The following is a 25,254-nucleotide window of genomic DNA, read 5'->3' as shown; positions in this document are numbered from 1 at the left end:
AAATCAGTAAGTATTTGAAAAAATGGTGCACCCGACAAGATTCGAACTTGTGGCCTCTGCCTTCGGAGTGGTCGTTAACCATTTCTTTCTATTACTACGAGTTACTATTTTACCCGGTTTTCCAACATTTTTGTTGATCCAACTTCTGCGTCATTCTATGGGTTTCTCGTTCTGGATGTAGCTACGCTGTAGCTACAAAACCAGCTAACCCATTGGAAGGACAGCAGGTGTCAAAAGTTCGAATCACCAAACGAGCAGTCGACGCACTACGTCCAGGCGAGACCATTTTCGACACCGAAGTGGTCGGGCTTGGAGCCCGCTGCCAGAAGTCTAAAACCGTCTATTTTCTGAAAAGCATCGTGAAGGGGCAGCAGCAATGGCTGACCATTGGGAAGCACGGATCCCCGTTCACCGCCGAAATGGCCCGTAACGAAGCCCTGAAGCTTTTAGGGACCATTGCGCAGGGTGGCGACCCCGCGCAAGCCAAGCGCGACGAGAAAGCCGCCCAGACGGTCGGCGAGCTTTGTGACATGTATTTTAAAGACGCTCTGGCTGGCCGGATATTGACCCGCGCCGGGGTGCCGAAACGCCCCTCCACCCTCGCTACAGACGTCGGCAGGGCAGAGCGCCATATCAAGCCCCTGCTGGGTCGCAAGAAGGTCAAAGACCTCACCAAGGTCGATGTCCGTCGTTTTATGAACGACATCGTCGCCGGCAAGACCAAGGCGGTGGTTGTCACCAAAAAGCGCGGTAAGGCCATTGTTGACGGCGGCTGGGGCACTGCTACGCGTACCGTCGGGCTGCTCGGGGCTATCTTGCAATATGGGGTCCGCAACGGCCTGAGAGCCGACAACCCAGCGCACGGCGTCGAGCGGCGGCGCGACCGGGTGCGCGATCGGTATTTGACCCCTGAGGAATACCGGGCCCTAGGCAAAGCCCTGCGCTTTGCTGAGATCAGCGGCGCCAATCAAAAGGGCCTAACCGTTATTCGGCTTCTCGCCCTCACCGGCTGCCGCAAGAACGAAATCCAGACCCTTCACTGGTCCTATATCGATTTCCCGCGTAGCTGCTTACGCCTGCCGGCGACCAAGACCGGCAAAAGCATTCGCCCCTTGGGCCAAGTCGTACTTGGTCTGTTACAGACCTTGCCGCGATACAACAATACAGATGCCATCTTGCCTGGTGATCGCGGACCGCATTATGACGGCACGCCCAAGATCATGAACCTTGTGCGTGACACCGCCAAACTCGATGACCGCGATGAAGAGGGCCGCTTCAATGTGACTTTGCATACGCTGAGGCATTCATTCGCGACGATGGCCAATGAGCTTGGCTTCACTGAAGCTACAATCGCCTCGATGCTTGGACATCGGCTTGGCACCATCACCAGCCGCTATATTCACCACCTGGATTCCAGCTTGGTCGCCGCAGCAACAAAAGTCTCGCAGCATATCGCAGACCTTCTGCAGGCCGGCGCTGATGAAGCTGACGCAGAATATCATCAAATTCAAAAGGCAGCTTAGAGATGAAGGTGCCTCAGGTCGCTATCGTGCATATGACGCGACAAGAGCTTTATGAGCTGGTGTGGGCCTCGCCAATTAGCAAGCTGGCTGAAAAGTTTGGCATGTCAGATCGAGGGATTGCTAAGATATGCGCAAAAGCCGAAGTGCCCGTACCTGAACGGGGATACTGGGCGCGCGTCCAGGCCGGTCAAACAGCAGCAAAGTCGCCGCTGCCTGCGCCGACTGCGGCAACACCTGAACGCGTGACCATTCGTCCACCAGCGCCGCGGCTACTCAACCAACTGCTCTCGCTGACCACGCAGGTTCATCAAACCAACGAAAAGCATCATGTCGAAACGCAGCTGAACGAGCCGTACCCCCTCGATCGTATGACAGAAGAGCAGCGCACGGTCGAAATCGACCAGAAGAAGGACGCAATACGAGTTGATCGCTTGGTTCAACAGGCCCGCGACCATCGTACAGCATGCGAGATAAGAGATTTTGTAAGCCGCGTCGCAGAAAGCGATAGGCCTAAGCTACAGCCCGTTGAATTTGCGGCATGGCGTGAATGGGCTCTCAGCCAAGCGAACCAACTTGACCCGACCAGGAACGAACGTCTGTTTGATTTATCGGCCTCCAACACTGAACTCTGGGGCTCCTTTAAGAATTGAAGGCCTCTTCATTCGAGTAACTTGAGAATCTCACTGAGCCGGGTCTTTATTAAGTCCAATTTTGCCGAGCTCACACGACGTTCATGCCCAGATAACAAAAGAAATACTTCCAACACATCGGAAGAATGCTGAGCTAAAGCGATTAGATGCTCGCCACTAGGACCGCAGCGAGCAGAGAACCAATTCTTTACGGTACGCTCACTGGCCCCAGTCCATCGCGCAACAATCTTTACGGCATTCGGTGTTTCACCAAGCTCATGCCGAAGTGCTTGAGAAATGGCGCTGGCATAGAGAGCCGCAGATACAGGGCTCGCTTTGGTGGGAAAGACATTGCCCGTCTTTTGCAACCACATTCCGCACCTCAGGACTAACATGCGGTCAATTGATGGCCTGAGAGGGAGTGCTTCAAAGCCCCTCTTCAATAACGCCATCACGGTCATGGTTTTCCGCCAGGAATGCCCGCCATGCTCACTGAGACAGTAGATGTTGGCTTAGACAATCGAGGCACGCTAGCGACCCTCACGCGGGCCGCTCAGTACGTAAGAATGTCTACCGAACATCAAAAATATTCAACTCAAAACCAAGCCGAGATCATACAGAAATACGCTGACGGCAAGGGCTACCGCATTGTCAGAACCTACGCTGATGAAGGCAAGAGCGGATTAAGCCTAGATGGTCGCGCTTCTCTTCAGAAGCTCATCTCTGATGTCCAAGAGCACTTGGCGGATTTCTCAGCAATTCTTGTCTACGACGTCAGTCGGTGGGGTCGCTTCCAAGATGCGGATGAAAGCGCCTACTACGAATATATCTGCCGCCGGGCAGGCATCAGGGTCCTGTACTGTGCCGAGCAGTTCGAGAATGACGGAAGCCCAGTATCGACGATCGTTAAGGGCGTAAAGCGGGCAATGGCCGGCGAATACAGCAGAGAGCTCTCAGTCAAGGTTTTTACGGGTCAATGCCATCTCATCGAGCTCGGGTATCGCCAAGGCGGGCCGCCAGGATACGGCCTGAGGCGCATGTTGATCGACCAGGGGGGTGAGCAAAAAGGCGTGCTGACGCGGGGCGAGCACAAAAGCATCCAAACAGACCGCATCATCTTGGTGCCAGGCCCAGAAGAAGAAGTCGAAACCGTCCGTTGGATGTACCACGCCTTCGTCCAAGAGGGCCGCTCAGAGCGCGACATCGCGGCAGCACTCAACTTAAGGGGTCTGCGCACTGATCTTGACCGCCCATGGAACCGAGGCACCGTGCATCAGGTACTTATTAACGAGAAGTATGCCGGGAACAATGTTTGGAACCGGGTCTCGTGCAAGCTCAAGGGGCGCAGAATTCAGAACGTACCAGCCATGTGGGTGCGTGCCGATGGCGCATTTGAGCCACTGGTCGCGCCTGAGCTTTTCGCAGCTGCTCAAGATCGCATCGCGAGCAGATCAGACCGTCTGTCAAACGACGAAATGCTGCAGCTTCTCCGCGCTACGTTCGATGACCGCGGCTACCTGTCTGGCCTGATCATCGATGAATCTGAGCGCTTGCCTTCAAGTAGCGCCTATCGCACCAGGTTCGGCAGCCTCTTACGCGCCTATCACATGGTCGGATTTCGGCCCGATCGCGACTACGATTACGTCGAAATCAACAAGATACTACGGCAAATGCACCACCAGGTGGTCGATGACACGAGCCGTGAAATCGCCCGGGTTGGTGGTGAGATTCAGCGAGACCCCGATACCGACCTTCTCAGCGTCAACCGCGAGTTCACAGCATCGATTGTCATATCGCGCTGTCGCGAAACCTGGGGCGGCGCATTGCGCTGGCATATTCGGTTCGACACTAGCCTCTCGCCCGATATTACCGTGGCTGTTCGCATGGACGAATTAAACCGCCAGCCGATCGACTATTACCTGCTGCCGCGCATTGATGTGTCGCCACCTAGGCTTCGGCTTGCCCAAGACAATGGCCTCTCGTTTGATGCCTACCGGTTTGACACATTGGACCACCTCTATGTCATGGCCATGCGGTCGCAGCTTATGGAGATGGCCTGATGCAGCCCGACCAAGTGCCGCAGGTTGAGATGGTGCCAATCGATCGCATCACCGTGGTCAACCCCCGGGTGCGCAATCGCAAGGTCTTCCGAGAAATCACCGACAACATCGCTCAACTCGGCCTCAAGCGCCCCGTCACCGTTATTCGCCGCGACAACGGTGACCGGTATGACCTGGTCTGTGGCCAGGGACGATTAGAGGCCTATCAAGCGCTTGGTCAGGTTGAGATCCCTGCCCTGATTGTAGAGGCGGGCGAAGAAGATTCACTAGTTATGAGCTTGGTTGAAAACCTCGCACGGCGGCAGCATCGCGCCATCGACCTGCTGCGCGACATCTCAGGCCTGAAACAGCGTGGCTACAGTGAATACGAAATCGCCACCAAGACCGGCCTAACCCTCGAATACGCGAAGGGCGTCCTTAAACTATTGGAAAATGGTGAAACCAGGCTTTTGCGCTCTGTAGAAACTGGCTTGATACCGGTAAGCGTAGCGGTTTCCATCGCCGATACAGATGATGCCGGCGTTCAAGATATTCTGCAAAAGGCCTATGAGAGCCGCCAGCTGCGCGGTCGCCGGCTATTAATGGCCAAACGCTTGATCGAAAGCCGACGCCGGCGGGGCAAGGGGTTGCGCGGCAGCTACCATCGTACAGGCCTGGTCACTTCGGATGCCCTGCTACGTGCATACCGTGATGACGCCGAAAAAAAGCGCCTACTCGTACGTAAGGCCGAGGCCACCCGCGACCGCTTAGTCTTTATGACCGAGGCGATTCGCAAACTTTTCGCGGACGAGAACTTTGTCACTCTGCTGCGGGCCGAGGGCCTCGACACCCTTCCGAAGAACCTGGCCGATCGCTTACTCGGCGGAAAGGGCCTTTGGAATGCCTGAATCCGCATATCGCCAGGCGATCGCGATGGGCTTCGAGGCAACCGGAGTGCGTATCAGCATCGCGGATATCCGGGCGCTGCACCCCGTGACAGACCAAATACGCACTAGCGCAAAGTATGCCCAGATCGTGGCATCCATTCAGGAAGTCGGCCTGGTAGAACCCCCGATCGTCGCCCATGACCCGCGTGACACGGCAAAATACATTCTGCTGGACGGCCACCTACGCCTCGACGTCCTGCAAGCCATGGGCGAAACAAGCGTGATCTGCCTCGTTTCGACCGACGACGAAGCCTTTACCTACAACAAACGCGTCAACCGCCTCGCGATCATCCAAGAGCATCGCATGATCTTGAAGGCGCTGGAGCGGGGCGCATCAGAAGAGCGTATTGCGCGCGCCCTCAATGTCGATGTCGGCAGCATTAAGAGAAAACGAAGGCTACTGGACGGCATTTGCCCAGAAGCCGCCGAATTGCTCAAAGACAAACATATCGCCCTGAATGCCTTCTGGGAGCTCAAGAAGATGGTGCCGATGCGGCAGATCGAAGCCGCCGAGATCATGATTGCGATGAATAAATTTACCATCGGCTATGTACGGTCGTTGGTGGCGGCAACCCCAGCTGCAAATCTGGTCGCTGGCCGCAAGCCACGATCTACGAAGGGTCTTAGTGGCGAGCAGATTGCGCTTATGGAGCGTGAAGCGGGCAATCTCGACCGCGAACTCAAGATCGCTGAGCAAAGCTACGGCACAGACCACCTCGACCTGGTGTTGATCAAGGGCTACCTCGGGCGCTTGCTGAGCAACGCCAAGGTGGTTCGTTACCTGGCCCAGTGGCACCAAGAGATCTTGGCAGAATTTCAGAAGATTACCGATCTCGAGGCAACCGGCCCGACCAGTGCGTGATCCAGGCCGTCTTCGAGCTAGCCTGCTTTTCTATATGGGGACCCGGACCCAGAAGCGCGGGGACCGCGGGAGACGCCGCACTGTGAGGCGGATCGAGCGCGGGGATGGGGATGGCGGCGAACCCGTGCGGAGCCCATCTTGCCTCTTTTTAGAGGCCGTCTACGCCCGGCATAACCTACTCGCCGAGCCTAAGTTCGTAAAATCTACTCACTAGGCATTTTACTCCCGACCAGTAGCTAGTAGCCAATTCTACTGACCGTGAATTAGCTTTTCGCCGCACCAATCGAAAAATTATGGGTGCGTCATATGGCCAGATGTTTTGGCCGCCTTTTGCACGAGCTGCGACGCGAGATCAGTTATTGCCACAGCATATTCCAGCAATTGACGGCCGTTCTCTGTCAGTTGAGTTCGGGTTGGGCTACGTCGAAATAGAGTGACCCCAAGCTCGCGCTCAAGCTGGCGAATGCGCATCGATATCGCTGGCTGCGACGTGCCGAGTTGCTGAGCTACTTTCCTAAAGCTTCTCAGTCGGCTCAGCCAAACCAATGTCTCAAGCTGTGTGATATTCATTTTAATCGGATGGGAATTTGCTGCTTCGATTAAATCAACGGTACTGAAAGTGTTATTGGCCTGCCGATTTAGACAGGCCAATAACACTCATTCTTAAAGACTATTCGGCTTTAATATTGTTAGTCTCGATCACGTATTTCCAACGTGCTCGCTCGCCATCCATCATCTGCGCGAAATCCTTTGGATTGCTGAGTCTCAGTTCCATTCCCGCCTTCTCAATCGCAGCATTCACTTCGCGATCGGCGCCAATGACGCTTAACGCAGCCAGCAGCTTCTTCACGATGTCATCGGGCAGCCCTTTAGGAGCCATCAGACCGTGCCAGAACGGCACATCGAACTTCGGCACGCCAGCTTCTGTCATCGAAGGAATATCTGGGAACAGACGGGACTTATCTTTGGTCGAAAGCGCGAGCGCGCGCAGTTTACCGGTCTGAATATGTGGCAGAACCGCGGCAGGATCAGCTACGTAGAATTCAACACGGCCACCCAGAACGTCAGCCACCGCTTGCGGATTTCCCTTATAGGGGACGTGATTGAGGTCGATCCCCGTTAGCATGCTGAAATACGCAAATGCGAGATGCGGCGTCGCGCCCACGCCCGTCGAGGCAAAATTGTATTTCCCCGGTGCCGCCTTGGTCTTGGCGATCAGTTCAGACACGCTCGTGATGCCCGTCTCAGCGCCAGCCACCATGATATTCGGGTAGAAGGTCAGCTGGGAAACCGGCGTGAAGTCTTTCACAGGATCGTACGGCAGCTTGTTCAGGTATGGAGCAATTGTAAAAGCGCCGGGCGATGCGACCAACAGCGTGTGTCCATCCGGCTTCGCCTTTGCCACGAAATCGGATGCGATAATGCCGGCTGCGCCCGGCTTGTTGTCGACAATGACGGTGGCGCGGAGTTCCTTGGCGAGGATCGGCGCAATCACTCTTGCCGCGGTATCGGACCCACCGCCCGGCGTGAAGCCAACGATCAGTTGAATGGGTTTCGAGCCAAATGCATCATTGGCCTTCGCCGGCGCTACAGCACCAATGACAAAAGCCGCAAGAACCGCCAGAACAGGCAGATATCTATCAATCCGCATTGCTTCCTCCCTTTTTGGTACTACCATTAAAAAGAAACATAGCCTCGTCACAATCCGATGTCTATTGCCGTAATAATCGCTATTTTTAAGATTCTAAAGATTTTAGCATGCGCATATCACCTATAGTGGTAGGTCCTTTAAAATTACTATGCAGGCGCGTCGTCAGGCCTCGGATCAGATCACCCGATTATCCGCCGACTGCTTCTCCACGATACCTCAACCAACGCCCCTCGTTGCGGCAAGACCGATCGCCATCCGTGAGAACCGTCGTTCGCCCTTCATTGGTCCTACCTATTGCTAGGTATATTTAAAGTCGCATATCATGCGGCATGGACAAAAATCTCAGCAGCTTCATTCCGGTCAAAGGCCGGCGCGCATATGAAGACATAGCTGCAAATATCCGCGAAATGGTGGTCGACGGGCGTTTGAAGCCAGGCGAGAAGCTGCCACCTGAACGCGAGTTCGCGGAACACCTTGGCGTGGGTCGCAACGTTCTGCGTGAGGCTCTGCGGTCACTCGAAACGATCGGGCTGATCGAAATGCGCAGGGGCAAATGGGGTGGCGCCTTCGTGGCCAGCCGTCCATCGCGCGTCGTCGCAGAGCAAATGACCGATCTGCTGCGCATGGGCGGCGTTTCATATGCGAGCGTCATCGAGGCCCGCATCTGGATTGGCTCCGTGGTCGTCAGGGCAGCCTGCGTGCGCCACACCGAAGACGACATCGAGGCGCTTGAACGGAATATTGAGGAAGTCGAAAGGCTGTTCGATGAAGGCCGAATGGTTGAAAAGACTTTCAAGAATATAGAATTCCACAACCTGCTGGCCGCAGCCACCAAGAATCCGACATTGACGATCCTGATGAAGTCGCTGACGGATATGGCTGCGTATTTCGCCAGAAACATCGGTCCGGATCCTGCCAGCACGACGGTGCGTTCGAGGCGGCTGTTCATGAAGGCATTTGTTGCTCGCGATGTCGAAGCGGCCGTGAAGGAAATGGAAGCGAGCCTGCTGCGCCTGCACACCGTGCATGTCGATCTCGCCACTAAGAAAGGCGCGAAACCCGTTCCCACGTCTGGCGCCGCGTCGCCGGCACCCACTCGTGCCAAACCGGCACCGAAGAGTTCCCGCAGCAAAACGGACACCGCCCGCTAGTCTTGTATCCGCGCCTTCGCGGTCAACCCGGATAATGCGCCGAGCCGACGCCACGTTCCCTGGCCGCTCGCACGACATGCATAGCGCAATAGATATCCTGCAGCGCCATGCCATGGGATTCGAACAGCACGATATCGGTTTCGCTGGTTCTGCCTTTTCTGAGTCCTGCGGCCACATCGCCGAAGTCGATGACATTCTCCCAACTCAGAATCCCTGCCTCCACGGCCTGAAACAGGTCACCGCTTTCGGTTCTTGCCGTATCCCGGGAATCGGCGACAACCACCTCAGCGCGCCGCACTGTCGTCAGATCGATTTCATGCTTCGCCAGGGTATTGACCCCGGCGCATGAAATGAACTGACCGCTTTCAAGCCAGTTTCCATCGAAGACCGGGGCCCCGCCTCTTGTGATGGTCACGATCACATCGGCGCCCTCGACCACCTCGCGCGGTGATCCCGCCGGACGGACATCCATCTCGAGTTCTGCAGACATGGTGGTGCAGAATTGCTGCAGCTTTTCCCTGTCGCGACTGAAGACCTTGGCGACCGCAACATCCATGACCGCCCGGAGAGCCTGCAGCTGGCTGACGGCCTGGCGGCCCGAACCGAACATTCCCACAACCCGGGCATTTCTTTTACCGAGATGCTTCACCGCAACCGCTGTGGCCGCGCCGGTCCGCAGCCGGCCCAGCCAATGTGCCTCCAGGATGGCCTCCAGCTGTCCGCTGTGCCGGTCGATCAACTGGATCAGGGAGGTGTGGCCGGTCGGCAGGACGTAATAAACCTTGAAGCCCAGGACATCATGATCCAGCGATGCACCCTGCATGATGTTGAGGGAGGCTTCCGGTAATCTGACGCGTTGTCGCGGAACGTCGTAAGCACGTTGCCGCGCCCTGGCCACGAATGCACTCTCGGTCGCCGCGATCGCCTCCTCCATGGTGATGAGGGTCCTGATCTCTGCTTCTTTCAGATAGAGCATTACGCCTCGGCCCTTCTCGCCATTACGTCGTCATTGCGCCAGTGCGGCAAATGCGCGCCGAGCGGATGCGGCGGCAGATCCCAGCGTGCCGGAGTGTCAGAGAACCCCACTACGGGAGGCAGCTGCTCCAGCATGCCAAAGGGCGACGCGCGCTTCTCCAGCACGGGTGAAATCTCGAACGGATTTACTGTGTCCCGACCCGGCTCGGCCTCGCCTAGGCTTTGCACCCACATCGATGTCTGGGTCAGGGACGCGGCGACATGGTAGCTGCCACCAGTCCGGAACCTGCGCGTCAGCGCGGCCACCACGCCGGCGGCGGCCAGATAACCGGTCAGGTAATCATTGAGAAAATGCGTCGGCACCAGGCGCGGCCGGCCGCCGCGGCTTTCGGTGTGGCAGATTCCCGAAACAAGCTGACCGATCTGCTCAAACCCGCCACGATCCGCCCATGGACCATGCGGACCGAAGGTATTGATCGTCACGTAGATCAGGTTGGGCTGAATGTCTGACAGCTGCTCCGGCGTCAGTCCGTATTTTGCCAGAACGCCCGGCCGCCAGGAATCGACGAACACATCCGCAGTGCGGCACAGCGCCTTGAGTCTGTCGAGATCCGCCGGATTGCGGATATCGAGGAAGGCGGTGCGCTTGCCGATCCCGGTATCCATGATCTGGATCAGGGGATCCGGCTGATGCGGCGCGGAGACCCGCAAGACATCCGCACCGTGCTCGGCCAGTGTGCGGGCTGTCACCGGACCGGCGATCACATGTGAAAAATCCAGAACCCGGATACCTTCCAGCGGCCGCGAAGGCGCTGATGCCGGCGCAACATATCCGGCGTCTCCAACCTGCCTGACCTGCACGGCCGGAAGTCTGGCGAGAATCTGTCCCTGCGGATGGGCCTGCCACTCGGGTTTGGTCCGTACATAGGCCGCCGGTATCTTGTGCGCGGTAAACAGCGCTTCCAGTTCATCGGCTTTATGGCCGGCGATCGCCCGACCCAATGCAGCTTTGGTGTTGGCGCAGTCGAGAATCTCCAGTGCCCTGTTCCGGAGATGGGGATACGACGCCACCGGATAAAACCAGCGTTCATCCCGGGTCGGGAAGAAATCCTGCGCCAGTTCCGCACCGGGCAGCAGCGGCATCGGATAGCCGTTCTGCTTCTGATATCGCACCGGATAGATCGCCGCGGCAGCCTGCAGCAGATCGATGGAGAGCCTTTGCGCCCGACCGCGATTCTCCTGCCAGAAGCAGTCCACCGCGATGGCATAGGCTGCAAGCGATATGGCAGCCGCCTCGACAATCCGGTGCTGGGTGTCGAAGGCCGGCACATCACCGATGATCCTGAGTGGATGCCGCGCCGGAAATGATGCGGCATCGAGCCCCATCTGCGAAAGCAGCGCGAGCGCATGCGCCTCTATCTGTTCCGGCAGCATGCTCAGGCCATATAGCCGCCGCCGTTCACATCCATGCAGGTCCCTGTCACGTAGGCCGCTTCCGGGGTAGACAGGAAATCGATCGCCACCGCAATTTCCATCGCCGTCGCCGGGCGCTTCATCGGAATCCCGTCCAGCACGCGCTGCTTCTGGGCTTCCGAACTCTGCGTCGCCAGCGGGGTCTGCACCGGGCCCGGTGCAACACAGTTTACCGTGACGCCGTCGGCCACATACTCATTGGCCAGCTGCCGGGTGAAACCGATAAGCCCGGCCTTCGATGCGGAATAGAAGCTCGACACTCCACCGACCTGGGTGCGGCCCGCGCGGGAGGAGACATTGATCACCCTGCCCCATTTGTTGACCTGCATAGCCGGCAGCAATTCACGGCACAGCAGGAACGGAGCGGTCAAATTGATCATCATGACCTGATTCCAGAGCGCGGAATCGATCTCCGTTACCTTGTATCCGCGCCCGTCCTTCTTGGGTGCGATTCCGGCATTGTTGATCAGAATGTCGCAACCGCCAAATTTCTGCTTGGCGTAATCTGCCAGGGCGACGATCTCGTCCTCGCGGCCAAGATCCATCACATATCCGACAGCACCGGAGACCTTGCCGGCTTTCTCAACCACGGTCGGATCGCGATCCGCCATCAGGACATGAATGCCGCGGCGGGCCAGCAGTTCAACTGTCGCCGCTCCGATTCCAGATGCCGCTCCGGTCACTAGCGCACGGCGCACGAAGTGGGTCATAGTTCCTCCATTCACAGATCGTTTTTGATTGGTTTCTTTTTTATTGGTAGCACCATTAGATGTCAAATCAAAAGATGCCCCACCGCAAATCTCATATACTTCATAATATATGGAGTATTCGTATTGTGCGTGGGGCCCCGGGCCCGTATTAATACGGGGTCCATTAGAAATTCCGGAGGAAGCCTGTGTTCAAGCATATCAGCATCATTTACCGTCCGCCGAACAAGACGCATGAAGAGACGGTCCAGTACTGGAAGGACGTGCATAATCGCGTGGTGAAGTCGCGCCTGCCCAAATTGCGCAAGTATGTCGGGAATTTCCCGGTGCAGTCGCCTCAGTCGGATGTGAAGCAGCCGGGCGGCGGCCAGCAGATGCAGTGCGACGCGATCGTCGAACTGCATTTCGATACTCTGGAAGACCTCACCGCCGCGATGACCGGCAGCGCCTGGATGAGTGATGAGCGCAAAGCCAGCAGCACCAAATTCATGGACTACACCCGGATGACCTATGTCGTCATGGAAGAGGTCGTAATCCCGCTCGATAAGAACTGACCACCGCATCGACGCAAAAATGCAGGGCCCGCTTCATTTCCTGAAGCGGGCCCTGATTTGTTGGCGAGGCGGATATGGCGCGCTATAGCCGTTACCGGACCTGCAGCGTCATGCGGCCGATCTTCTCGATTTCGATCTCTACGCTGTCGCCTTTGACCACCGGACCGACGCCCTCCGGGGTCCCGCTGGCGATCACATCGCCGGGCGACAGCTCGATCACGCCGGAGACCAGCTCGATCAGTTCATCGACGGCGACAATCATTTCGGCGGTGTTGGCCTGCTGTTTCAGCTGACCATTCACCCACAGCCGGTTCGACAGGCCCTGCGGTTGGGGGATCTCATCGGCCGTCACGATCCACGGCCCGATGGGCGTGAAGGTGGAGAAGGATTTGCGCATGGAGCGCTCTTCTTCATGCGTCCCCGGCTCGATCCGCATCGTGAGATCCACCAGGCAGCTGTAGCCGAAGACATGCGACAGCGCTTCACGTCGCGGAATATTCTTCCCGCCGGTGCCGATGATGACGGCAAGCTCCGATTCATGATCGAAGCGGCGGCCGGGGCGATCCGGCAGGGTGATTCCTTCCGCCATGCCGGTGATCGATCCCGGCGCTTTCAGGAAAAAGCCCTGTTCGCGGGCGGTCCGCGTGGTCTTGGTGACAGCCTGCGCACCAAGCTCGCCGATATGCTTGCGGTAGTTTGCCGGCGCGGCAAAGACATGCGGCGGAGCACAGACCGGCGCGCTGAGCTGAACCGAGTCCAGCGGCAGCTTCGGCAGCGAGGAAAGCGCCCGGGATATCTCCTGCCGGACATTTGCCCAGTTCCTGATCAGGACATTCATCGCCATGCCGGGGTCATCCCGGTATGGCTGCGGCACCAGATCGGTAATGTCCGTGACGGAAGAATCCGAGATCGCGCCGATCCGGTCTTTCGCAAAGATGCAGAGTTTCACTTTTCCAGCTCCTCGCGATAGAAGCCCAACGCCTTCAGCGTCGGCGCGTCAGTGACCTGAAACAGCACGGCCTCTTCCGTCTCCGAAAGATTGGCGTGCGAATGCCAGTTCCAGGGTGCGATTACGATGAAATCCCCGGCCGACCAGCGGAACTCTGCCTCGCCGGCCCGCGTCACACCCTTTCCCCGGACCACATAGTACAGGCGGCAGCCTGTGTTCCGCCGCTTCGCGCCACGCATGCTAGGACGCAGCTTCTGCAGGCGCAAAGACAGGGTAGGCAGTGCGCTCTTGCCATTGACCGGATTCTGATACTCCAGGATGACGTCATCCACCGGATCTGCGACGACGCCCTCTGCCTGATGCAGCGCCTCTTCCGCCATCTGCTTTTTGTAGGCCAGCAACGGATTTAATGTCTGCTCATCCCGCGACGGTTCTGTTGGGCGCATCAGCCCACTGCCGTATCGCCGGGAGGAACGATCCGGAACATTGGAGACCGGCTGCGTCGGGCTGTCATAGGACTCGAAGAATGTCGCATGCAGGACATGCATCAGCGGGATGTCCAGGATATCCAGCCATATCATCGGCGTGGAACCGTTATAGGTATGGTCATGCCAGGCCCAGGCCGGCGTAAGAACCAGGTCGCCGGTGTTCATTTCATAGGACTCGCCATTCACCGTCGTATTCGCGCCGCCGCCCTCCATCACAAACCGGAAGGCGCTGGCAGAATGCCGGTGTGCGCCGGCAACTTCACCTGGCAGGATCACCTGGATCGATGCCCAGAAGGTGGGGGTCGTGCCGCTCTCCAGACCCGGACTTGCCAGACGCAGCGTCCGGCGAGGGCCATCGGCGTTCAGATCGATGCCCTGCCCGATCGCATTCAGCAACGGGCGAAGCTCAGCCCATTTCCAGTGATGCGACTGCATGGGCGATTTCGGCTCCCGCGAAAACAGCGGCGGATCGCTGGGCTGATGTACCCGGCAGTGATACTTGGCGAGAAGATCGCGCAGATTTTCTCGTGCACTGGCGTCGGAACTGCGTTCAGCGGTGATGGTCATGTTCAGAGCCCTTCTGGTCGATCCATTCGGTCTTGCCGCGGTTTGGAACATGCACCGGGTACAAGTGCGGGAGTGGGAAAGTCTGCGGCATACGTTCGGTCAGGACGCCGCTTTCAATGTGCCGGCATTTCCAGCAGGGCCGGATGCGATGGCCTGTTCGAACAGCGACTCGATTTCGGATGCCGAGAAGCCATGCTCGCGCAACACCTCCGCCGTATGCTCGCCGATGGTGGGGGCATGGGCATGGCGCGTGCCGTTCTGGAACGGCGGAAGGCCGGGAATATTGGCCATCGGAATCTTGTCCGGCATCCCGGGCTGGTCGAGCCAGGCAATCATGCCGGTGGCACGGACCTGCTCTTCCTTCAGGAACTCGGTATAGCTGTTGACGCGGGTATTCATGATGCCGCGTTCGGTCAGCCGGTCGGCCAGCACGGCTGTCGTCTTGGTGGCGAAGATGGGACGCAGCATTGCCGCAACGCCCGCCAGATCTTTCTCCCGGTCGGCAGCTTCGGCGTAGCGTGGGTCATTGGCCAGCTCCGGCCGCTCCAACGCATCGCAGAACATGGCCCAGTCCTTGGGTCGCACCATGTTGAAGGCGATCCGCCCATCCGCTGTATCGTAGGCGCCGTTCGGATAGCCCGACCGCGCTGCGATCCCGCCTTCCAGATAGCCGCCGATCATGGTGGTTGCGGCCAGGATGCCGGCACCCTGCATCAGGCTGAGATCGAGATATCCGCCGCGCTGCTGCTGGCCACGCTGGCCGATCAACGCCATGGCGACAGCCTGGAAACCCAGCAGGCCGGTGAACATGTCGATCATCGAGACCGCGACCCGGTGCGGGTGGCGATCGAACTCGCCACGGTTCTCGTTCATGATGCCGGTATAGGCCTGCAGGATGGGGTCCATCGCCGGCCGATCGGATAACGGCCCGGTCTGCCCGAAGCCCGATATCGAGTAATAGATCAGTTGCGGCTCGCGTGCGCGCACGGCGTCCTGGCCGAAGCCGAGACGCCCGATCGTGCCCGGGCGGAAGCCTTCAATGAAGACGTCGGCCCCCTTCAGCAGTCGCCACAGCACCGCCTTGCCCTTCTCGGTCTTGAGATTGAGGGCAATGCTGCGTTTGCCAAGCGTGGCGAAGACGGAGTAGGCGGAGTGATCGTTGTATCGCTTGCCCAGGATGCGGGACCAGTCACCGCCATCCGGCGTTTCAACCTTGATCACATCCGCGCCATGCTGTGCCAGCATCATCGCGCAGAGCGGCCCGGCGACGCCCCCGCTCAGATCGATGACCTTAACACCCTCAAGCACTCTCTTCTGGTCCATCATTCCCTCCTCAGGGATGTCTTCATTCCGGGCATACGGGTTACGGGTCGATGCGAGCCGTCGCATATCCGCTCAGGACGTCCTTGCCGTCCTGATTGACCGTTGAGAGCGCGAGATCGACCAGATGCAGGCCGTCCTCTTCGCGGATTGCCTCCACGGTAGCGATGGCGTCGAGCGAGTCTCCGGGCCAGACCTGATTGGTGAAGCGCACGCCGAATTTGGTCAGGCGGGCAATGCCGACATAGTTCGTCAGCATCTTTCCGGTCAGCCCCATGGTCAGCATGCCGTGAGAGAAGACCGTGGGGTAGCCGGCCACCTGCACGGTGTACATCTCATCGGAATGCAGCGGGTTGTAATCGCCGCCGGCGCCGGAATACATCACCAGCTGGGTGCGTGACAGATTCTCGACCACCCGTTCGCGATGCGTGTCGCCAACCTTCAACTCAGCCCTGCGCAGTGCCATTGGCCCCTCCCGTCTGTTCGACCGGACGCTCGGTCGTGATCCCGACGCTGCGGGCGACCAGCACCAGATCGCCCGCCTGGTCGCGAAACTCGGTGATGCGCTCGCGGAAGATGAGCTTGCCGGCACGCCGGCTTTCCTTGCTCCACTCCTTGCCCGGCTTGACCTCAGCGGTCAGCACGTCACCGGGTTTGGGATAGCGCAGGTATTCGAAATGCTGTTCGCCATGCAGGCCGCCGCTGGTGGCCGGCTTACCGGTGATCCCGCTTGCCTCTTTGGCGCTGCCGAACCAGGACTCGCCATGCTTGGGGCGAAGCGGGTAATCAGGATCGAACTGCGCCACCGCGGTCGTGAAGGTGGGAGGCGCAACGATTCCGCCGGCCTCGCTGCGACGGGCCGCTTCAGCGTCGTGATAGGCGGGGTTTGTGTCGTCGAGCGCGCGCGCAAACATCATGATATGCGTGGCCTCGACAGGAAAAGTGATCTTGGGCAATATCTGGGTCTCCTTCCCGCCTAGGCCGCGCATTTCCAGTGCAGCAGTGAGAAAGGCGGATCGGATGCCTCGTGGTGTTCGAAGGACGCCTCGACCATCGCGCCGATCTCGACCTTCTGCATCGGATCGCCAAGAAGATTGCCGATCATCCGGATATTTCCGGCATGCGGGATTTCAACCAGCACCGTGATATAGGCGCCATGGCCATTGAGCGCCGGATGAACCGGATGCCACATCCTGGTCCAGCTGAAGATGCGGCCCTTACCCTCGATCTCTTCCCAGCCGATATCGAAGGAATGGCATTTGTGGCAGACCCATTCCGGTCCCCACTGCCAGTTGCTGCAGGCCTTGCAGCGCTGCACGCGGATCTTGTTCTTGCGGAGGCCGCTCCAGAACGGTTCGTCCAGGGGCTCTGCGGCGGGAATCGGCAGCCCTTCGGGCAGATAACTCTTGTTCACTTGACTCATAGGGTTGCCTCCGAACCGAAAATGCAGGAACTGACCGGCGTCACCATCGGGCCCGCCACCACCATCGAGACGTCAACATCGGCGACCTGGCTGGTCGACTGGCCGCGCAGCTGGCGAACGGCTTCGATCTGAAGTTCCAGACCGTGCATGTAGCATTCGGCCAGGTTGCCGCCGCTGGTGTTGAGCGGCAGCTTGCCGCCCTTGGCGAACAGGTTTTCCGGCTTCAGGAAGTCGTTCGCCGCTTCGGCCGGGAAGAAGCCATGCTCGACCAGACTCATCAGCACGCCGCCGGTGAAGTTCTCGTAACACTGCAGGACATCGACATCGCGCGCCGAGATTCCCGCCATGTCATAGAGATGCGGTGCAACCGTGGTGAAGTTCGAGGTCGCGTAGATCGGGTCGTTATGCGACGGCGCCCCGCAACGGTGGTGCGATCCGCCGGCAGATGCCAGAACGTAGGTCGGCTTCTGCTTCAGATCCTTGGCGCGCTCGGCCGAGACCAAGATCAGCGCCGCCGCACCGTCATTCTCCATGCAGCAGTCGAACAGATGGAAAGGCTCGACGATCCAGCGCGAGGCGTCATATGTCGCCTCGTCCAGCGGACGGCCGTGCATGACGGCGCGCGGATTGGCCTGCGCATGGTGATAGGACGCGAGCGCGATGGCGCGCAGCGCTTCCTGCTTGACGCCATGCTCGTGCATGAAACGCATGACCTTCATGGCATATTGCTGCCCGGGCGACATCATGCCGTAGGGCGCTTCATACGCCTTGTTGCCGGAGATCGTCTTGGTCTGCGGACCTTGTCCGAAGCGGGCGAACTGGCCCTGCGCCAGTGCACGGAAAACCACTACGCAATCCGCCAGGCCGGTGGCGACTGCCGCAGCCGCATTGCCGACGGCCGCGCCACCGCCGCCGCCGCCGCCGCCCCACTGCATGTTGGAGAAGCGCAGTTCGCGCGTGCCCAGTGCCGCGGCGATACGGGACGGATCGTTGCGATCGTTGCTGTAGGAAGCAAAGCCGTCGATCTCACGCGGATCGATGCCCGCATCCTGTGCCGCCGCCAGAATGGCCTGCAGCGCCAGCTTGAACTCGGCATCCGGAGCTTTGCCGTGCTTGTAATAGGTCGTCTCGCCGATACCGGCGACAGCAACCTTTCCCCGTAGTGTTCTGACTCCCATAAAGAGTTCCTTCCTGGTGTTGTATTCAAAGACTGAGCGGCGACGGGATCATCACTGGATGCGGATGTTCGCCGCGCTCGCGATATCCTTGTAGGCTTTCAGGGTGTCTTCGATGCGGCGGATGAAGTCGGCCTGCGCTTCAGGCTCGAGCTCGACACCCATGGCACGGAGCTTCTCCGAGACCACGGGATGGGTCTGGCCCCTGGCAATCGCAGCACGAATCTTGTCTACGATCGGTTGCGGAACGCCACGAGCGGCATGCCAACCCCACCAGCCGCGCCGGTTCAGCTCCGGGAAGCCCATTTCGCTGGCGGTCGCCACATCCGGCAGGACAGCGATCCGGCGTGGCGACATGACGAACAGGCCACGCAAGGCGCCAGCCTCGATATGCGAGCGGAAGTCGCCCGGCGTGCCGAATGAAATCTGCACCTGGTTGGCGAGAAGATCGGGGGTCAACGGGCCCTGACCGCGATAATGCACGCCTTCGATCTGCGCGCCGGTGCGCTGTTTGAACAGCTCTGTCACGACATGCATGGTATTGCCTGCGCCCGACGTGCCGTATTTGTAACGCTTCGGATCCTGCTTGGTCAGATCGACCAGCTCGCTGATCGTCTTGGCCGGAACCGACGGGTGCACCGCCATCATGATATCGGCATTGCCCAGCGACCCGATGTGCGTGAAGTCCTTGATCGGATCGAAGTTCAAGTTGGTATAGGTGGCCGGATTGACCACAATGCCGCCGCTGCCGGTGAACAGGATCGTGTAGCCATCGGGCTTGGATCGCGCGACATATTCGGCGGCCAGGTTTCCGCTGGCCCCCGTCCGGTTTTCGACAATGACCGGCTGGCCCAGATACTCTGCCATTGGCTCAGCCATGAGCCGGGCCATGGCATCCAGTGACGCACCGGGGGCGAAACCGAGGATCATCCGGATGGGTTGGTTCGGATATTCTGCCTGCGCAAAAGCAGGGCTTATTTGTAATGCAATGGCGCCGGCCAGAGCGGCACCAAGAAAGGCGCGTCGAGCAATCATGCATTTCATCGTGTTTATCTCCCTATCGAATAGGTTTTCATTATCGTTGTGATCACTCGATGCGGATGTTGGCGTCCCGCGCCACAGCCTGGAAAAGCCTGAGGTTCTTTTCGATGCGGGCAACAAAGCTCTGCTGGCTTTCGACCGAGAGCGCCAGGCCAAGTCCGGTCAGCTTCTCGGCAATAGCGGCGTCGGTCTGCGCCTTGCTGATCGCCGCACGCAGCTTCTCGACGACCTCGGCGGGAATGCCGCGCGGACCGTGGAAGCCGAAGAAGCCCGGCAGCGCCATGTCGGGAATCCCGGCTTCGGCAGCCGTCGGCACGCTGGGGAACAGCGGATTGCGCTCGTTGGAGACCATCATCAGGCCGCGTAGCTTTCCGCTTTCGATATGCGACCTGAAAGTTGCCGGCACATCGCAGGAAATCTGGATCTGGTTGGCCAGCAGATCTGGCAGCATCGGGCCACTGCCCCGGTAATGTACGCCCTGGATCTTGGCGCCGGATTTCTGCTTGAACAGTTCGAGCAGCACATGCGGCGAACCGCCCGCGCCGGCATCGCCGTATTTGTAACGTGTCGGGTCCTTATGGGTCAGCTCGACGAACTCCCGCACCGTTTTGGCGGGAACATCGGCGTTGATCGCAATCATCAGGTCCGTGTTGGTCAGCGACCCGATATGGGTGAAATCCTTCAGCGGGTCGTAGCGGATCGCGGGATAGGTGGCGGGATTGACCGTCATCGCGCTGCTACCAGAGAACAGCACTGTGTAGCCATCCGGCGCAGCCTTGGCGACCAGCTCGGTGGCCAGGTTGCCGCCGGCCCCAGGCTTGTTGTCGATGACGATCGGCTGCCCCAGGAAGGCCGACATGGCTGGCGCTACCATGCGCATCTGCGCGTCAATCGCACCGCCCGGTGCGAAACCCAGGATCACATTGATCGGCTTGTTCGGGAAATTCGACTGGGCGCGCAGCGAACCGGCACTGAGTGCTGCGGCACCGGCCATCGACCAGCGCAGGAATGAACGTCGGGTTGCAGAGTTTTTCATGATTCCCTCCCAGGATTTCTCAGGCTTCTGAATTGGCGCTTCGGGCACGCCGGAGCATTGGAATGACAAACGAGAGCATCAGCAGGACCATCACGGCGATGATGGCGGCGGAAACCGGGCGCTCGATGAAGACCGCGACATCGCCATTCGCCAGCGACATCGCACGCCGCAGGTTCTCTTCGGCAAGCGGGCCGAGCACAAACCCGAGCAGCAGCGGCACGAGCGGATATCCGACAGCCAGTGCAAACGTGCCGACGCCGGTGAACGCCGCCATGATCACCAGATCGAGCGCCGAGGCGCCGATCGAATAGGAACCGATGCAGCAGAAGATCACGATTGCGGGGAACAGGATGTCGTAGGGCACCCGCAGCAGGCGCACCCACATGCCGATCATCGGCAGGTTGATGATCACCAGCATCGCGTTGCCGACCCACATGCTGGCAATCAACCCCCAGAATAGGTCCGGACGTTTGATCATCACGTCGGCGCCCGGCTGGATGCCCTGGATGATCATGGCGCCCAGCAGCAGCGCCATGATGGGGCTGGCCGGGATGCCGAGTGTCAGGAGGGGAATAAAGGAGGTCTGGGCTGCCGCATTATTCGCGGCCTCGGGGCCGGCAACGCCCTGGATCGCACCCTGACCGAACTCACCCGGATCTTTGGCGATACGCCGTTCCAGCATGTAGGAGGCGAAGGTGCTGAGCGTCATGCCGCCGCCCGGCAGGACACCCAGAATCGAGCCCAGCGCTGTGCCGCGCAGGGCTGCAGGAAGCATGGCGCCGAAATCCTTGCGGCTCAGCCAGAGCCGGTTGAGCGACTGGGTCGCCACCTGCCGGCCGTCCGGGCGGCTCAGGTTCGAGATGATCTCGTTCAGGCCGAACAGGCCGATCGCCAGCGACACCACGCTCAGGCCGTCAGAAAGTTCGGCCAGACCAAGCGTCATGCGCTGCGCGCCCGTTTCGACATCGGAGCCGACGAGGCCGAGCAATACGCCCAGCAAGGCCATTGCCAATGCCTTGAGGAAGGAGCCGGGGCTGAAAATGACGCAGGCCAGCAGGCCGAGCGACATGAGGGCGAAAATCTCGGGCGCATTGAAGTTCAGCGCGAAGCGTGCGAGCGGCGGCGCCAGCAAAGCGATCAGCGCGGTGGCGATGCAGCCGGCGATCAGCGAGGACAGCGCTGCGGTTGCCAGTGCCGCTCCGGCGCGGCCTTTCAGGGCCATTTGATGGCCATCTACCGCCGTGATGACCGAGGTCGCCTCTCCCGGCAGGTTGCACAGGATTGCCGTCGTGGATCCGCCATACTGCGCGCCATAGAAGATGGCAGATAGCATGATCAGGGACGTGACCGGATCGAGTGCCACTGTCAGTGACAGCAGCATCGATATCGTGGCAAGCGGTCCGATGCCGGGCAGGACACCGATCAGCGTTCCGAGCAGGGAGCCGATAAAGGCAAACAACAGGTTGGTCGGCGTAATCGCCAGCCCCATGCCCATCACGAGATTCTGCAAGGTCTCCATGGCTCAGAACCACAGCGGAATGGGAAGATTGAGCAGGTAGACGAATACGAAGGCGCATCCGGCGGCCAGCGCAGCCGGGAACACGAAAGTACGGGGCGTGATCTTCTGCGGGGTCGCGCAACGGACGAAGGCCGCCACCACCATGATGGTGGGCATCAGGCCCAGCGGGCCGATCAGCAGCGCAAACAGAACCGGGCCAAGGCAGATGAAGGCAAATGGTCGCAGCCGCGGCCATTCCGGTGCGTCATCAGTCACAAACAGGCTGCGCAGCAGGATCAGCGCGCCCAGTCCGACCACGATCCAACTTAGCGTGTTGGGCAGGAACCCCGACCCCATGCGCGATAGGGTTCCGAACGACAGGCCCTTGCCCAGATAGGCCGTCGTCAAGCCGACGATGGCAAGAATGCTGCCGGCAACGAGATCCCGCGAATTCTTTACAGCCAACATTTTATGCCTCCTCCCCTTCTTTTTTTTGCTGGCCGCGAGCCGGCCGCGAGACTGCCGCCGGCTCGCGATCCGAAACTCAGGCAACCTTGATGGTCACCGCCTTGACGTTGAGATATTCCTCGACATGCTGGATGCCGGACTCGCGGCCATAGCCGCTCATCTTGTAGCCACCGAAGGGCACGGCCGGATCCATCGCCTGGTAGCAATTCACCCATACGCTGCCTGACTGGAGTTCCCGGCTTACCCTGTGTGCCTTCGACAGATCTTTAGTCCACACACCGGCGCCGAGTCCGAAGGACGTGGCATTGCCGCGGGCGACAACCTCCTCGACGCTGTCAAAAGGAATGGCGGAAATGACCGGGCCGAAGATTTCTTCTCGCGCGATCTTCATGTCATCGCGAACATCGCCAAACACCGTCGGCGGTACGAAATAGCCGGCGGCCAGGTCGCCGTCCTGCAGCCGCGCGCCACCTGCCAGCACGCGTGCGCCTTCATTGCGGCCGGCGTCCAGATAGCCACAGACGCGTGTCAGCTGGGCTTCCGAAACCAGCGGGCCCATGACCGTTTCCGGATCGAAGACATCGCCGACCTTTGTGGCCTTGCCGATGGCGGACACGCGCTCCACGAATTCGTCGTAGATCGGGCGTTCGACAAATAGCCGCGTGCCGGCGCTGCATATCTGACCCGAATTGGCGAAGACCGCCATTGCCGAGCCCGGTGCGGCGGCATCGAGATCGGCATCCGCGAACACGATGTTGGGCGACTTGCCGCCCAGCTCCAGCGAGAGCCGCTTCAGGTTGCCCGCGGACGCGCGCACGATCGCCTGACCCGTAGCGGTGGATCCGGTGAACGAAATCTTGTCGATGCCGGGATGCGCAGCGATCGCTGCGCCTGCTGCGCCCGCACCGGTGACGATATTCAGCACGCCCGGCGGCAGGCCGGCATCGAGCATCAGCTGGCCGAACATCAGGGTCGACAGCGAGGCATGCTCCGATGGTTTCAGCACTAAGGTACAGCCGGCTGCCAGTGCCGGACCGATTTTCCAGATCGAATTGCCGATCGGCCCGTTCCAGGGCGTGATCGCGCCCACCACGCCGACAGGCTCTTTCAGCGTGTAGGTCAGGAAATCGCCGGGCAGCGAGTTTTCGATGGTCTCGCCATGCAGGCTGACGGCCTGTGCCGCGTAATAGCGCAGCAGGCCGACATGGCGGCGCTGGCCCGAGCGCGTGCGGCTGATCGGCCCGCCGTAATCGATGGTGTCGAGCCAGGCGAACTCCTCGTAGCGCTTTTCGAACAGGTCGGCGGCGGCAAGAAGGATGGCCTGCCGGTCCAGCGGCTTGACTTTGCGCCAGGTGGTTTCAAAGGCCTGGCGTGCGGCGGCGACTGCCGCATCGATGTCTTCGGCGCCGGCATCGGCGATTTCAGCGATCGGCATGCCGGTAGACGGATTGATCGACTTGAAGGTCTTGCCCGACAGGGCGTCGCGCCATTGCCCGCCGATCAGCATCTGCTTCGGCTTGCCGTCGATGAACGGATGCTTGTGCGGCGTCAGCGAGGCCGGATCCACCGGTTTGAAGACTGTCATCTGGTTATTCCCTTTACGTGCGGGGGACGTCATCCCGACCGGGACAACGCGTCTCTCGAGGTCTGCAATGCCCAGCTGTCAGCTAAATTCGCGGGGCTGCCACCACGGATAGAAATCCGGCATGTCGGCCGAGGGCCTGTTGGAGAATTGCGGCGGGCGCTTTTCCAGGAAGGAGGCGATGCCTTCGCGGGCATCGGTGGTCTTCCCGAGCGCGCGCATGCCGCGTGAATCGATCTTGTGCGCTTCCATCGGATGATCGGCCGTCAGCATTTTCCACATCATCTGGCGGCAAAGCGCGACAGAGACGGGGGCAGCATTGTCGCGGATTTCGGCAGCGATCCGGCGCGCTTCCGGCAACAGGTCTTCCGGCGCATGCACGCTGTTGAACAGGCCCGCATCTGCGGCTTCCTGCGCACCGACCAGGCGGCCGGACATCACCCATTCCATCGCATGGTTGATGCCGATGACGCGCGGCAGGAACCACGAACTCGCGGCCTCCATCACCACACCGCGGCGCGTGAACACAAAGCCGACCCGGGCATTGATCGACGCCAGGCGGATATCCATCGGCAGCAGCATGGTGGCGCCAAAGCCTGTGGCGGCGCCGTTCACGGCGGCAATGACGGGCTTTTTGAGATCGAACAGCCGCAGGGTGACGGCGCCGCCGCCATCCCGATTCGTCGGGAAGGTGTCGGCAGGTTCGTTGCGCTTGTCGAAATTCCAGTGGTCGGCGCCGCTCGACAGGTCCGCACCGGCGGAGAAGGCGCGGCCTTCGCCGGTGATGATCACAACACGCACGCCGTCATCGGCATCCGCCTGGTCGAGCGCGTGGATCAGTTCGTCGCGCATCTGCCAGGTGACGGCATTCAGCTTGGCCGGCCGGTTCAGGGTAATCGTCAGAATACCTTTGGCGATTTCGTATTTGAGACTGGTGTAATCCATTTTTCCTCCCTGCAGGCGGGCGCTGAACAAATCGCCGTTGTTGCCGCCTTCTGCCATGGTAGGACCATTAAGTCAACACACTTTCCGCCACACTCAGAAGGGTGCACATGCGAAAATATGCGTTTTTATCCATATTATGTTGCGTTAATTAGCGGCCCTTATCGGTCTGACTTCGCCGTATTTTTTCCGTCTTGACTCACAATTATTAATGGCACTACCATTGGATTTGAAAAATTAAGCGACGCCGCATC

26 protein-coding genes are annotated in these 25,254 nt (G+C 59.6%); 7 read left to right on the top strand and 19 right to left on the bottom strand.

What is annotated here, in order from left to right; genetic code table 11:
• Positions 1–227 precede the first annotated feature (227 nt).
• Positions 228–1,523: a tyrosine-type recombinase/integrase gene (locus tag CTR53_RS07400; protein WP_290810683.1), complete on the top strand. Its 1,296-nt coding sequence runs from the start codon at positions 228–230 to the stop codon at positions 1,521–1,523.
• A 2-nt stretch (positions 1,524–1,525) separates the two neighbouring features.
• Positions 1,526–2,173 carry a hypothetical protein gene (locus tag CTR53_RS07395; RefSeq protein WP_290810680.1) on the top strand — a complete coding sequence of 216 codons (648 nt, stop codon included), beginning with the start codon at positions 1,526–1,528 and terminating at the stop codon, positions 2,171–2,173.
• A gap of 8 nt (positions 2,174–2,181) precedes the next feature.
• Here CTR53_RS07395 and CTR53_RS07390 read toward each other — a convergent pair whose 3' ends face one another.
• A complete protein-coding gene (locus CTR53_RS07390) occupies positions 2,182–2,613 on the bottom strand; it encodes a hypothetical protein (RefSeq protein ID WP_290810677.1) in 432 nt (143 codons plus the stop codon).
• Between the two features lie 24 nt (positions 2,614–2,637).
• On the opposite strand from CTR53_RS07390, the gene CTR53_RS07385 reads away from it, so the two are divergent.
• The 3 genes from CTR53_RS07385 to CTR53_RS07375 are packed head-to-tail and all read left to right on the top strand — an operon-like array spanning position 2,638 to position 6,000.
• Positions 2,638–4,212 carry a recombinase family protein gene (locus CTR53_RS07385; RefSeq protein ID WP_290810674.1) on the top strand — a complete coding sequence of 525 codons (1,575 nt, stop codon included), beginning with the start codon at positions 2,638–2,640 and terminating at the stop codon, positions 4,210–4,212.
• Positions 4,212–5,099: a plasmid partitioning protein RepB C-terminal domain-containing protein gene (locus tag CTR53_RS07380; RefSeq protein WP_290810671.1), complete on the top strand. Its 888-nt coding sequence runs from the start codon at positions 4,212–4,214 to the stop codon at positions 5,097–5,099. The genes CTR53_RS07385 and CTR53_RS07380 overlap by 1 nt, the downstream gene beginning before the upstream one ends.
• Complete coding sequence (locus CTR53_RS07375; RefSeq protein ID WP_290810668.1) at positions 5,092–6,000, top strand: plasmid partitioning protein RepB C-terminal domain-containing protein; 909 nt, start codon at positions 5,092–5,094, stop codon at positions 5,998–6,000. The genes CTR53_RS07380 and CTR53_RS07375 overlap by 8 nt, the downstream gene beginning before the upstream one ends.
• Positions 6,001–6,291: 291 nt before the next feature.
• On the opposite strand, the gene CTR53_RS21225 is transcribed toward CTR53_RS07375, so the two are convergent.
• Together CTR53_RS21225 and CTR53_RS07370 are read right to left on the bottom strand one after the other, a co-directional pair.
• Complete coding sequence (locus CTR53_RS21225; protein ID WP_367158944.1) at positions 6,292–6,570, bottom strand: LysR family transcriptional regulator; 279 nt, start codon at positions 6,568–6,570, stop codon at positions 6,292–6,294.
• Positions 6,571–6,670: 100 nt separating this feature from the next.
• The gene (locus CTR53_RS07370) at positions 6,671–7,651 is read right to left on the bottom strand and encodes a tripartite tricarboxylate transporter substrate binding protein (protein ID WP_290810664.1); all 981 of its coding nucleotides are present in this window, start codon (positions 7,649–7,651) and stop codon (positions 6,671–6,673) included.
• A gap of 329 nt (positions 7,652–7,980) precedes the next feature.
• On the opposite strand from CTR53_RS07370, the gene CTR53_RS07365 reads away from it, so the two are divergent.
• Positions 7,981–8,802, top strand: coding sequence for a GntR family transcriptional regulator (locus tag CTR53_RS07365; protein ID WP_290810661.1), 822 nt, complete (start codon positions 7,981–7,983; stop codon positions 8,800–8,802).
• Positions 8,803–8,824: 22 nt separating this feature from the next.
• Here CTR53_RS07365 and CTR53_RS07360 read toward each other — a convergent pair whose 3' ends face one another.
• From CTR53_RS07360 to CTR53_RS07350, 3 genes are read right to left on the bottom strand one after another with little or no spacing between them, the layout of a single operon-like run.
• On the bottom strand, positions 8,825–9,778 hold the full coding sequence (locus CTR53_RS07360) for an ornithine cyclodeaminase family protein (protein ID WP_290810658.1): 954 nt from the start codon (positions 9,776–9,778) through the stop codon (positions 8,825–8,827).
• Positions 9,778–11,211: a CoA transferase gene (locus tag CTR53_RS07355; RefSeq protein WP_290810655.1), complete on the bottom strand. Its 1,434-nt coding sequence runs from the start codon at positions 11,209–11,211 to the stop codon at positions 9,778–9,780. The genes CTR53_RS07360 and CTR53_RS07355 overlap by 1 nt, the downstream gene beginning before the upstream one ends.
• A 2-nt stretch (positions 11,212–11,213) precedes the next feature.
• Positions 11,214–12,026 (bottom strand): SDR family NAD(P)-dependent oxidoreductase, encoded by an 813-nt coding sequence (locus CTR53_RS07350; RefSeq protein WP_290810652.1) that lies wholly within the window; start codon positions 12,024–12,026, stop codon positions 11,214–11,216.
• Between the two features lie 119 nt (positions 12,027–12,145).
• Between CTR53_RS07350 and CTR53_RS07345 the strand changes: the two genes are divergently transcribed.
• Positions 12,146–12,511, top strand: coding sequence for an EthD domain-containing protein (locus tag CTR53_RS07345; protein WP_290810649.1), 366 nt, complete (start codon positions 12,146–12,148; stop codon positions 12,509–12,511).
• Positions 12,512–12,602: 91 nt separating this feature from the next.
• Here the strand turns inward: CTR53_RS07345 and CTR53_RS07340 are convergent, their stop codons facing one another.
• The 13 genes from CTR53_RS07340 to CTR53_RS07280 all read right to left on the bottom strand — a co-directional run bounded on the left by CTR53_RS07340 (position 12,603) and on the right by CTR53_RS07280 (position 25,003).
• Positions 12,603–13,460: a fumarylacetoacetate hydrolase family protein gene (locus tag CTR53_RS07340; RefSeq protein WP_290810646.1), complete on the bottom strand. Its 858-nt coding sequence runs from the start codon at positions 13,458–13,460 to the stop codon at positions 12,603–12,605.
• Positions 13,457–14,515, bottom strand: coding sequence for a cupin domain-containing protein (locus CTR53_RS07335; protein WP_290810643.1), 1,059 nt, complete (start codon positions 14,513–14,515; stop codon positions 13,457–13,459). Before CTR53_RS07335 ends, CTR53_RS07340 begins: the two co-directional genes overlap by 4 nt.
• A gap of 99 nt (positions 14,516–14,614) precedes the next feature.
• On the bottom strand, positions 14,615–15,838 hold the full coding sequence (locus CTR53_RS07330) for a CaiB/BaiF CoA-transferase family protein (RefSeq protein ID WP_290810640.1): 1,224 nt from the start codon (positions 15,836–15,838) through the stop codon (positions 14,615–14,617).
• 40 nt (positions 15,839–15,878) lie between these two features.
• Positions 15,879–16,301, bottom strand: coding sequence for a MaoC/PaaZ C-terminal domain-containing protein (locus CTR53_RS07325; RefSeq protein WP_290810637.1), 423 nt, complete (start codon positions 16,299–16,301; stop codon positions 15,879–15,881).
• Positions 16,282–16,791: a MaoC family dehydratase N-terminal domain-containing protein gene (locus CTR53_RS07320; RefSeq protein ID WP_290810634.1), complete on the bottom strand. Its 510-nt coding sequence runs from the start codon at positions 16,789–16,791 to the stop codon at positions 16,282–16,284. The genes CTR53_RS07325 and CTR53_RS07320 overlap by 20 nt, the downstream gene beginning before the upstream one ends.
• Before the next feature lie 20 nt (positions 16,792–16,811).
• On the bottom strand, positions 16,812–17,258 hold the full coding sequence (locus tag CTR53_RS07315; RefSeq protein WP_290810631.1) for an OB-fold domain-containing protein: 447 nt from the start codon (positions 17,256–17,258) through the stop codon (positions 16,812–16,814).
• Complete coding sequence (locus CTR53_RS07310) at positions 17,255–18,436, bottom strand: hypothetical protein (protein ID WP_290810628.1); 1,182 nt, start codon at positions 18,434–18,436, stop codon at positions 17,255–17,257. The genes CTR53_RS07315 and CTR53_RS07310 overlap by 4 nt, the downstream gene beginning before the upstream one ends.
• A 51-nt stretch (positions 18,437–18,487) precedes the next feature.
• Positions 18,488–19,591: a tripartite tricarboxylate transporter substrate binding protein gene (locus CTR53_RS07305; protein ID WP_290810626.1), complete on the bottom strand. Its 1,104-nt coding sequence runs from the start codon at positions 19,589–19,591 to the stop codon at positions 18,488–18,490.
• Positions 19,521–20,510 (bottom strand): tripartite tricarboxylate transporter substrate binding protein, encoded by a 990-nt coding sequence (locus CTR53_RS07300; RefSeq protein WP_290810623.1) that lies wholly within the window; start codon positions 20,508–20,510, stop codon positions 19,521–19,523. The genes CTR53_RS07305 and CTR53_RS07300 overlap by 71 nt, the downstream gene beginning before the upstream one ends.
• Positions 20,511–20,529: 19 nt before the next feature.
• Positions 20,530–22,029, bottom strand: a complete 1,500-nt coding sequence (locus CTR53_RS07295) for a tripartite tricarboxylate transporter permease (protein WP_290810619.1) — start codon at positions 22,027–22,029, stop codon at positions 20,530–20,532.
• A 3-nt stretch (positions 22,030–22,032) separates the two neighbouring features.
• Positions 22,033–22,476, bottom strand: a complete 444-nt coding sequence (locus CTR53_RS07290) for a tripartite tricarboxylate transporter TctB family protein (RefSeq protein ID WP_290810616.1) — start codon at positions 22,474–22,476, stop codon at positions 22,033–22,035.
• A 76-nt stretch (positions 22,477–22,552) separates the two neighbouring features.
• The gene (locus CTR53_RS07285) at positions 22,553–24,061 is read right to left on the bottom strand and encodes an aldehyde dehydrogenase family protein (RefSeq protein WP_290810613.1); all 1,509 of its coding nucleotides are present in this window, start codon (positions 24,059–24,061) and stop codon (positions 22,553–22,555) included.
• Between the two features lie 78 nt (positions 24,062–24,139).
• Positions 24,140–25,003, bottom strand: coding sequence for a crotonase/enoyl-CoA hydratase family protein (locus CTR53_RS07280; protein WP_290810610.1), 864 nt, complete (start codon positions 25,001–25,003; stop codon positions 24,140–24,142).
• Positions 25,004–25,254 lie beyond the last annotated feature (251 nt).

The organism is Ferrovibrio sp. (genome assembly GCF_002796975.1).
In the GTDB taxonomy this organism is placed as follows: Bacteria; Pseudomonadota; Alphaproteobacteria; order Ferrovibrionales; family Ferrovibrionaceae; genus Ferrovibrio.
This window is presented reverse-complemented; position numbering and strand designations above follow the sequence as displayed.

What these genes read in the sequence shown, in the direction of transcription:
- CTR53_RS07395 (WP_290810680.1), top strand. Translation starts at nt 1,526, where the DNA reads ATGAAGGTGCCTCAGGTCGCTATCGTGCATATGACGCGACAAGAGCTT.
- CTR53_RS07390 (WP_290810677.1), bottom strand. Translation starts at nt 2,613, where the DNA reads ATGACCGTGATGGCGTTATTGAAGAGGGGCTTTGAAGCACTCCCTCTC.
- CTR53_RS07385 (WP_290810674.1), top strand. Translation starts at nt 2,638, where the DNA reads ATGCTCACTGAGACAGTAGATGTTGGCTTAGACAATCGAGGCACGCTA.
- CTR53_RS07380 (WP_290810671.1), top strand. Translation starts at nt 4,212, where the DNA reads ATGCAGCCCGACCAAGTGCCGCAGGTTGAGATGGTGCCAATCGATCGC.
- CTR53_RS07375 (WP_290810668.1), top strand. Translation starts at nt 5,092, where the DNA reads ATGCCTGAATCCGCATATCGCCAGGCGATCGCGATGGGCTTCGAGGCA.
- CTR53_RS21225 (WP_367158944.1), bottom strand. Translation starts at nt 6,570, where the DNA reads ATGAATATCACACAGCTTGAGACATTGGTTTGGCTGAGCCGACTGAGA.
- CTR53_RS07370 (WP_290810664.1), bottom strand. Translation starts at nt 7,651, where the DNA reads ATGCGGATTGATAGATATCTGCCTGTTCTGGCGGTTCTTGCGGCTTTT.
- CTR53_RS07365 (WP_290810661.1), top strand. Translation starts at nt 7,981, where the DNA reads ATGGACAAAAATCTCAGCAGCTTCATTCCGGTCAAAGGCCGGCGCGCA.
- CTR53_RS07360 (WP_290810658.1), bottom strand. Translation starts at nt 9,778, where the DNA reads ATGCTCTATCTGAAAGAAGCAGAGATCAGGACCCTCATCACCATGGAG.
- CTR53_RS07355 (WP_290810655.1), bottom strand. Translation starts at nt 11,211, where the DNA reads ATGCTGCCGGAACAGATAGAGGCGCATGCGCTCGCGCTGCTTTCGCAG.
- CTR53_RS07335 (WP_290810643.1), bottom strand. Translation starts at nt 14,515, where the DNA reads ATGACCATCACCGCTGAACGCAGTTCCGACGCCAGTGCACGAGAAAAT.
- CTR53_RS07330 (WP_290810640.1), bottom strand. Translation starts at nt 15,838, where the DNA reads ATGGACCAGAAGAGAGTGCTTGAGGGTGTTAAGGTCATCGATCTGAGC.
- CTR53_RS07325 (WP_290810637.1), bottom strand. Translation starts at nt 16,301, where the DNA reads ATGGCACTGCGCAGGGCTGAGTTGAAGGTTGGCGACACGCATCGCGAA.
- CTR53_RS07315 (WP_290810631.1), bottom strand. Translation starts at nt 17,258, where the DNA reads ATGAGTCAAGTGAACAAGAGTTATCTGCCCGAAGGGCTGCCGATTCCC.
- CTR53_RS07310 (WP_290810628.1), bottom strand. Translation starts at nt 18,436, where the DNA reads ATGGGAGTCAGAACACTACGGGGAAAGGTTGCTGTCGCCGGTATCGGC.
- CTR53_RS07300 (WP_290810623.1), bottom strand. Translation starts at nt 20,510, where the DNA reads ATGAAAAACTCTGCAACCCGACGTTCATTCCTGCGCTGGTCGATGGCC.
- CTR53_RS07295 (WP_290810619.1), bottom strand. Translation starts at nt 22,029, where the DNA reads ATGGAGACCTTGCAGAATCTCGTGATGGGCATGGGGCTGGCGATTACG.
- CTR53_RS07290 (WP_290810616.1), bottom strand. Translation starts at nt 22,476, where the DNA reads ATGTTGGCTGTAAAGAATTCGCGGGATCTCGTTGCCGGCAGCATTCTT.
- CTR53_RS07285 (WP_290810613.1), bottom strand. Translation starts at nt 24,061, where the DNA reads ATGACAGTCTTCAAACCGGTGGATCCGGCCTCGCTGACGCCGCACAAG.
- CTR53_RS07280 (WP_290810610.1), bottom strand. Translation starts at nt 25,003, where the DNA reads ATGGATTACACCAGTCTCAAATACGAAATCGCCAAAGGTATTCTGACG.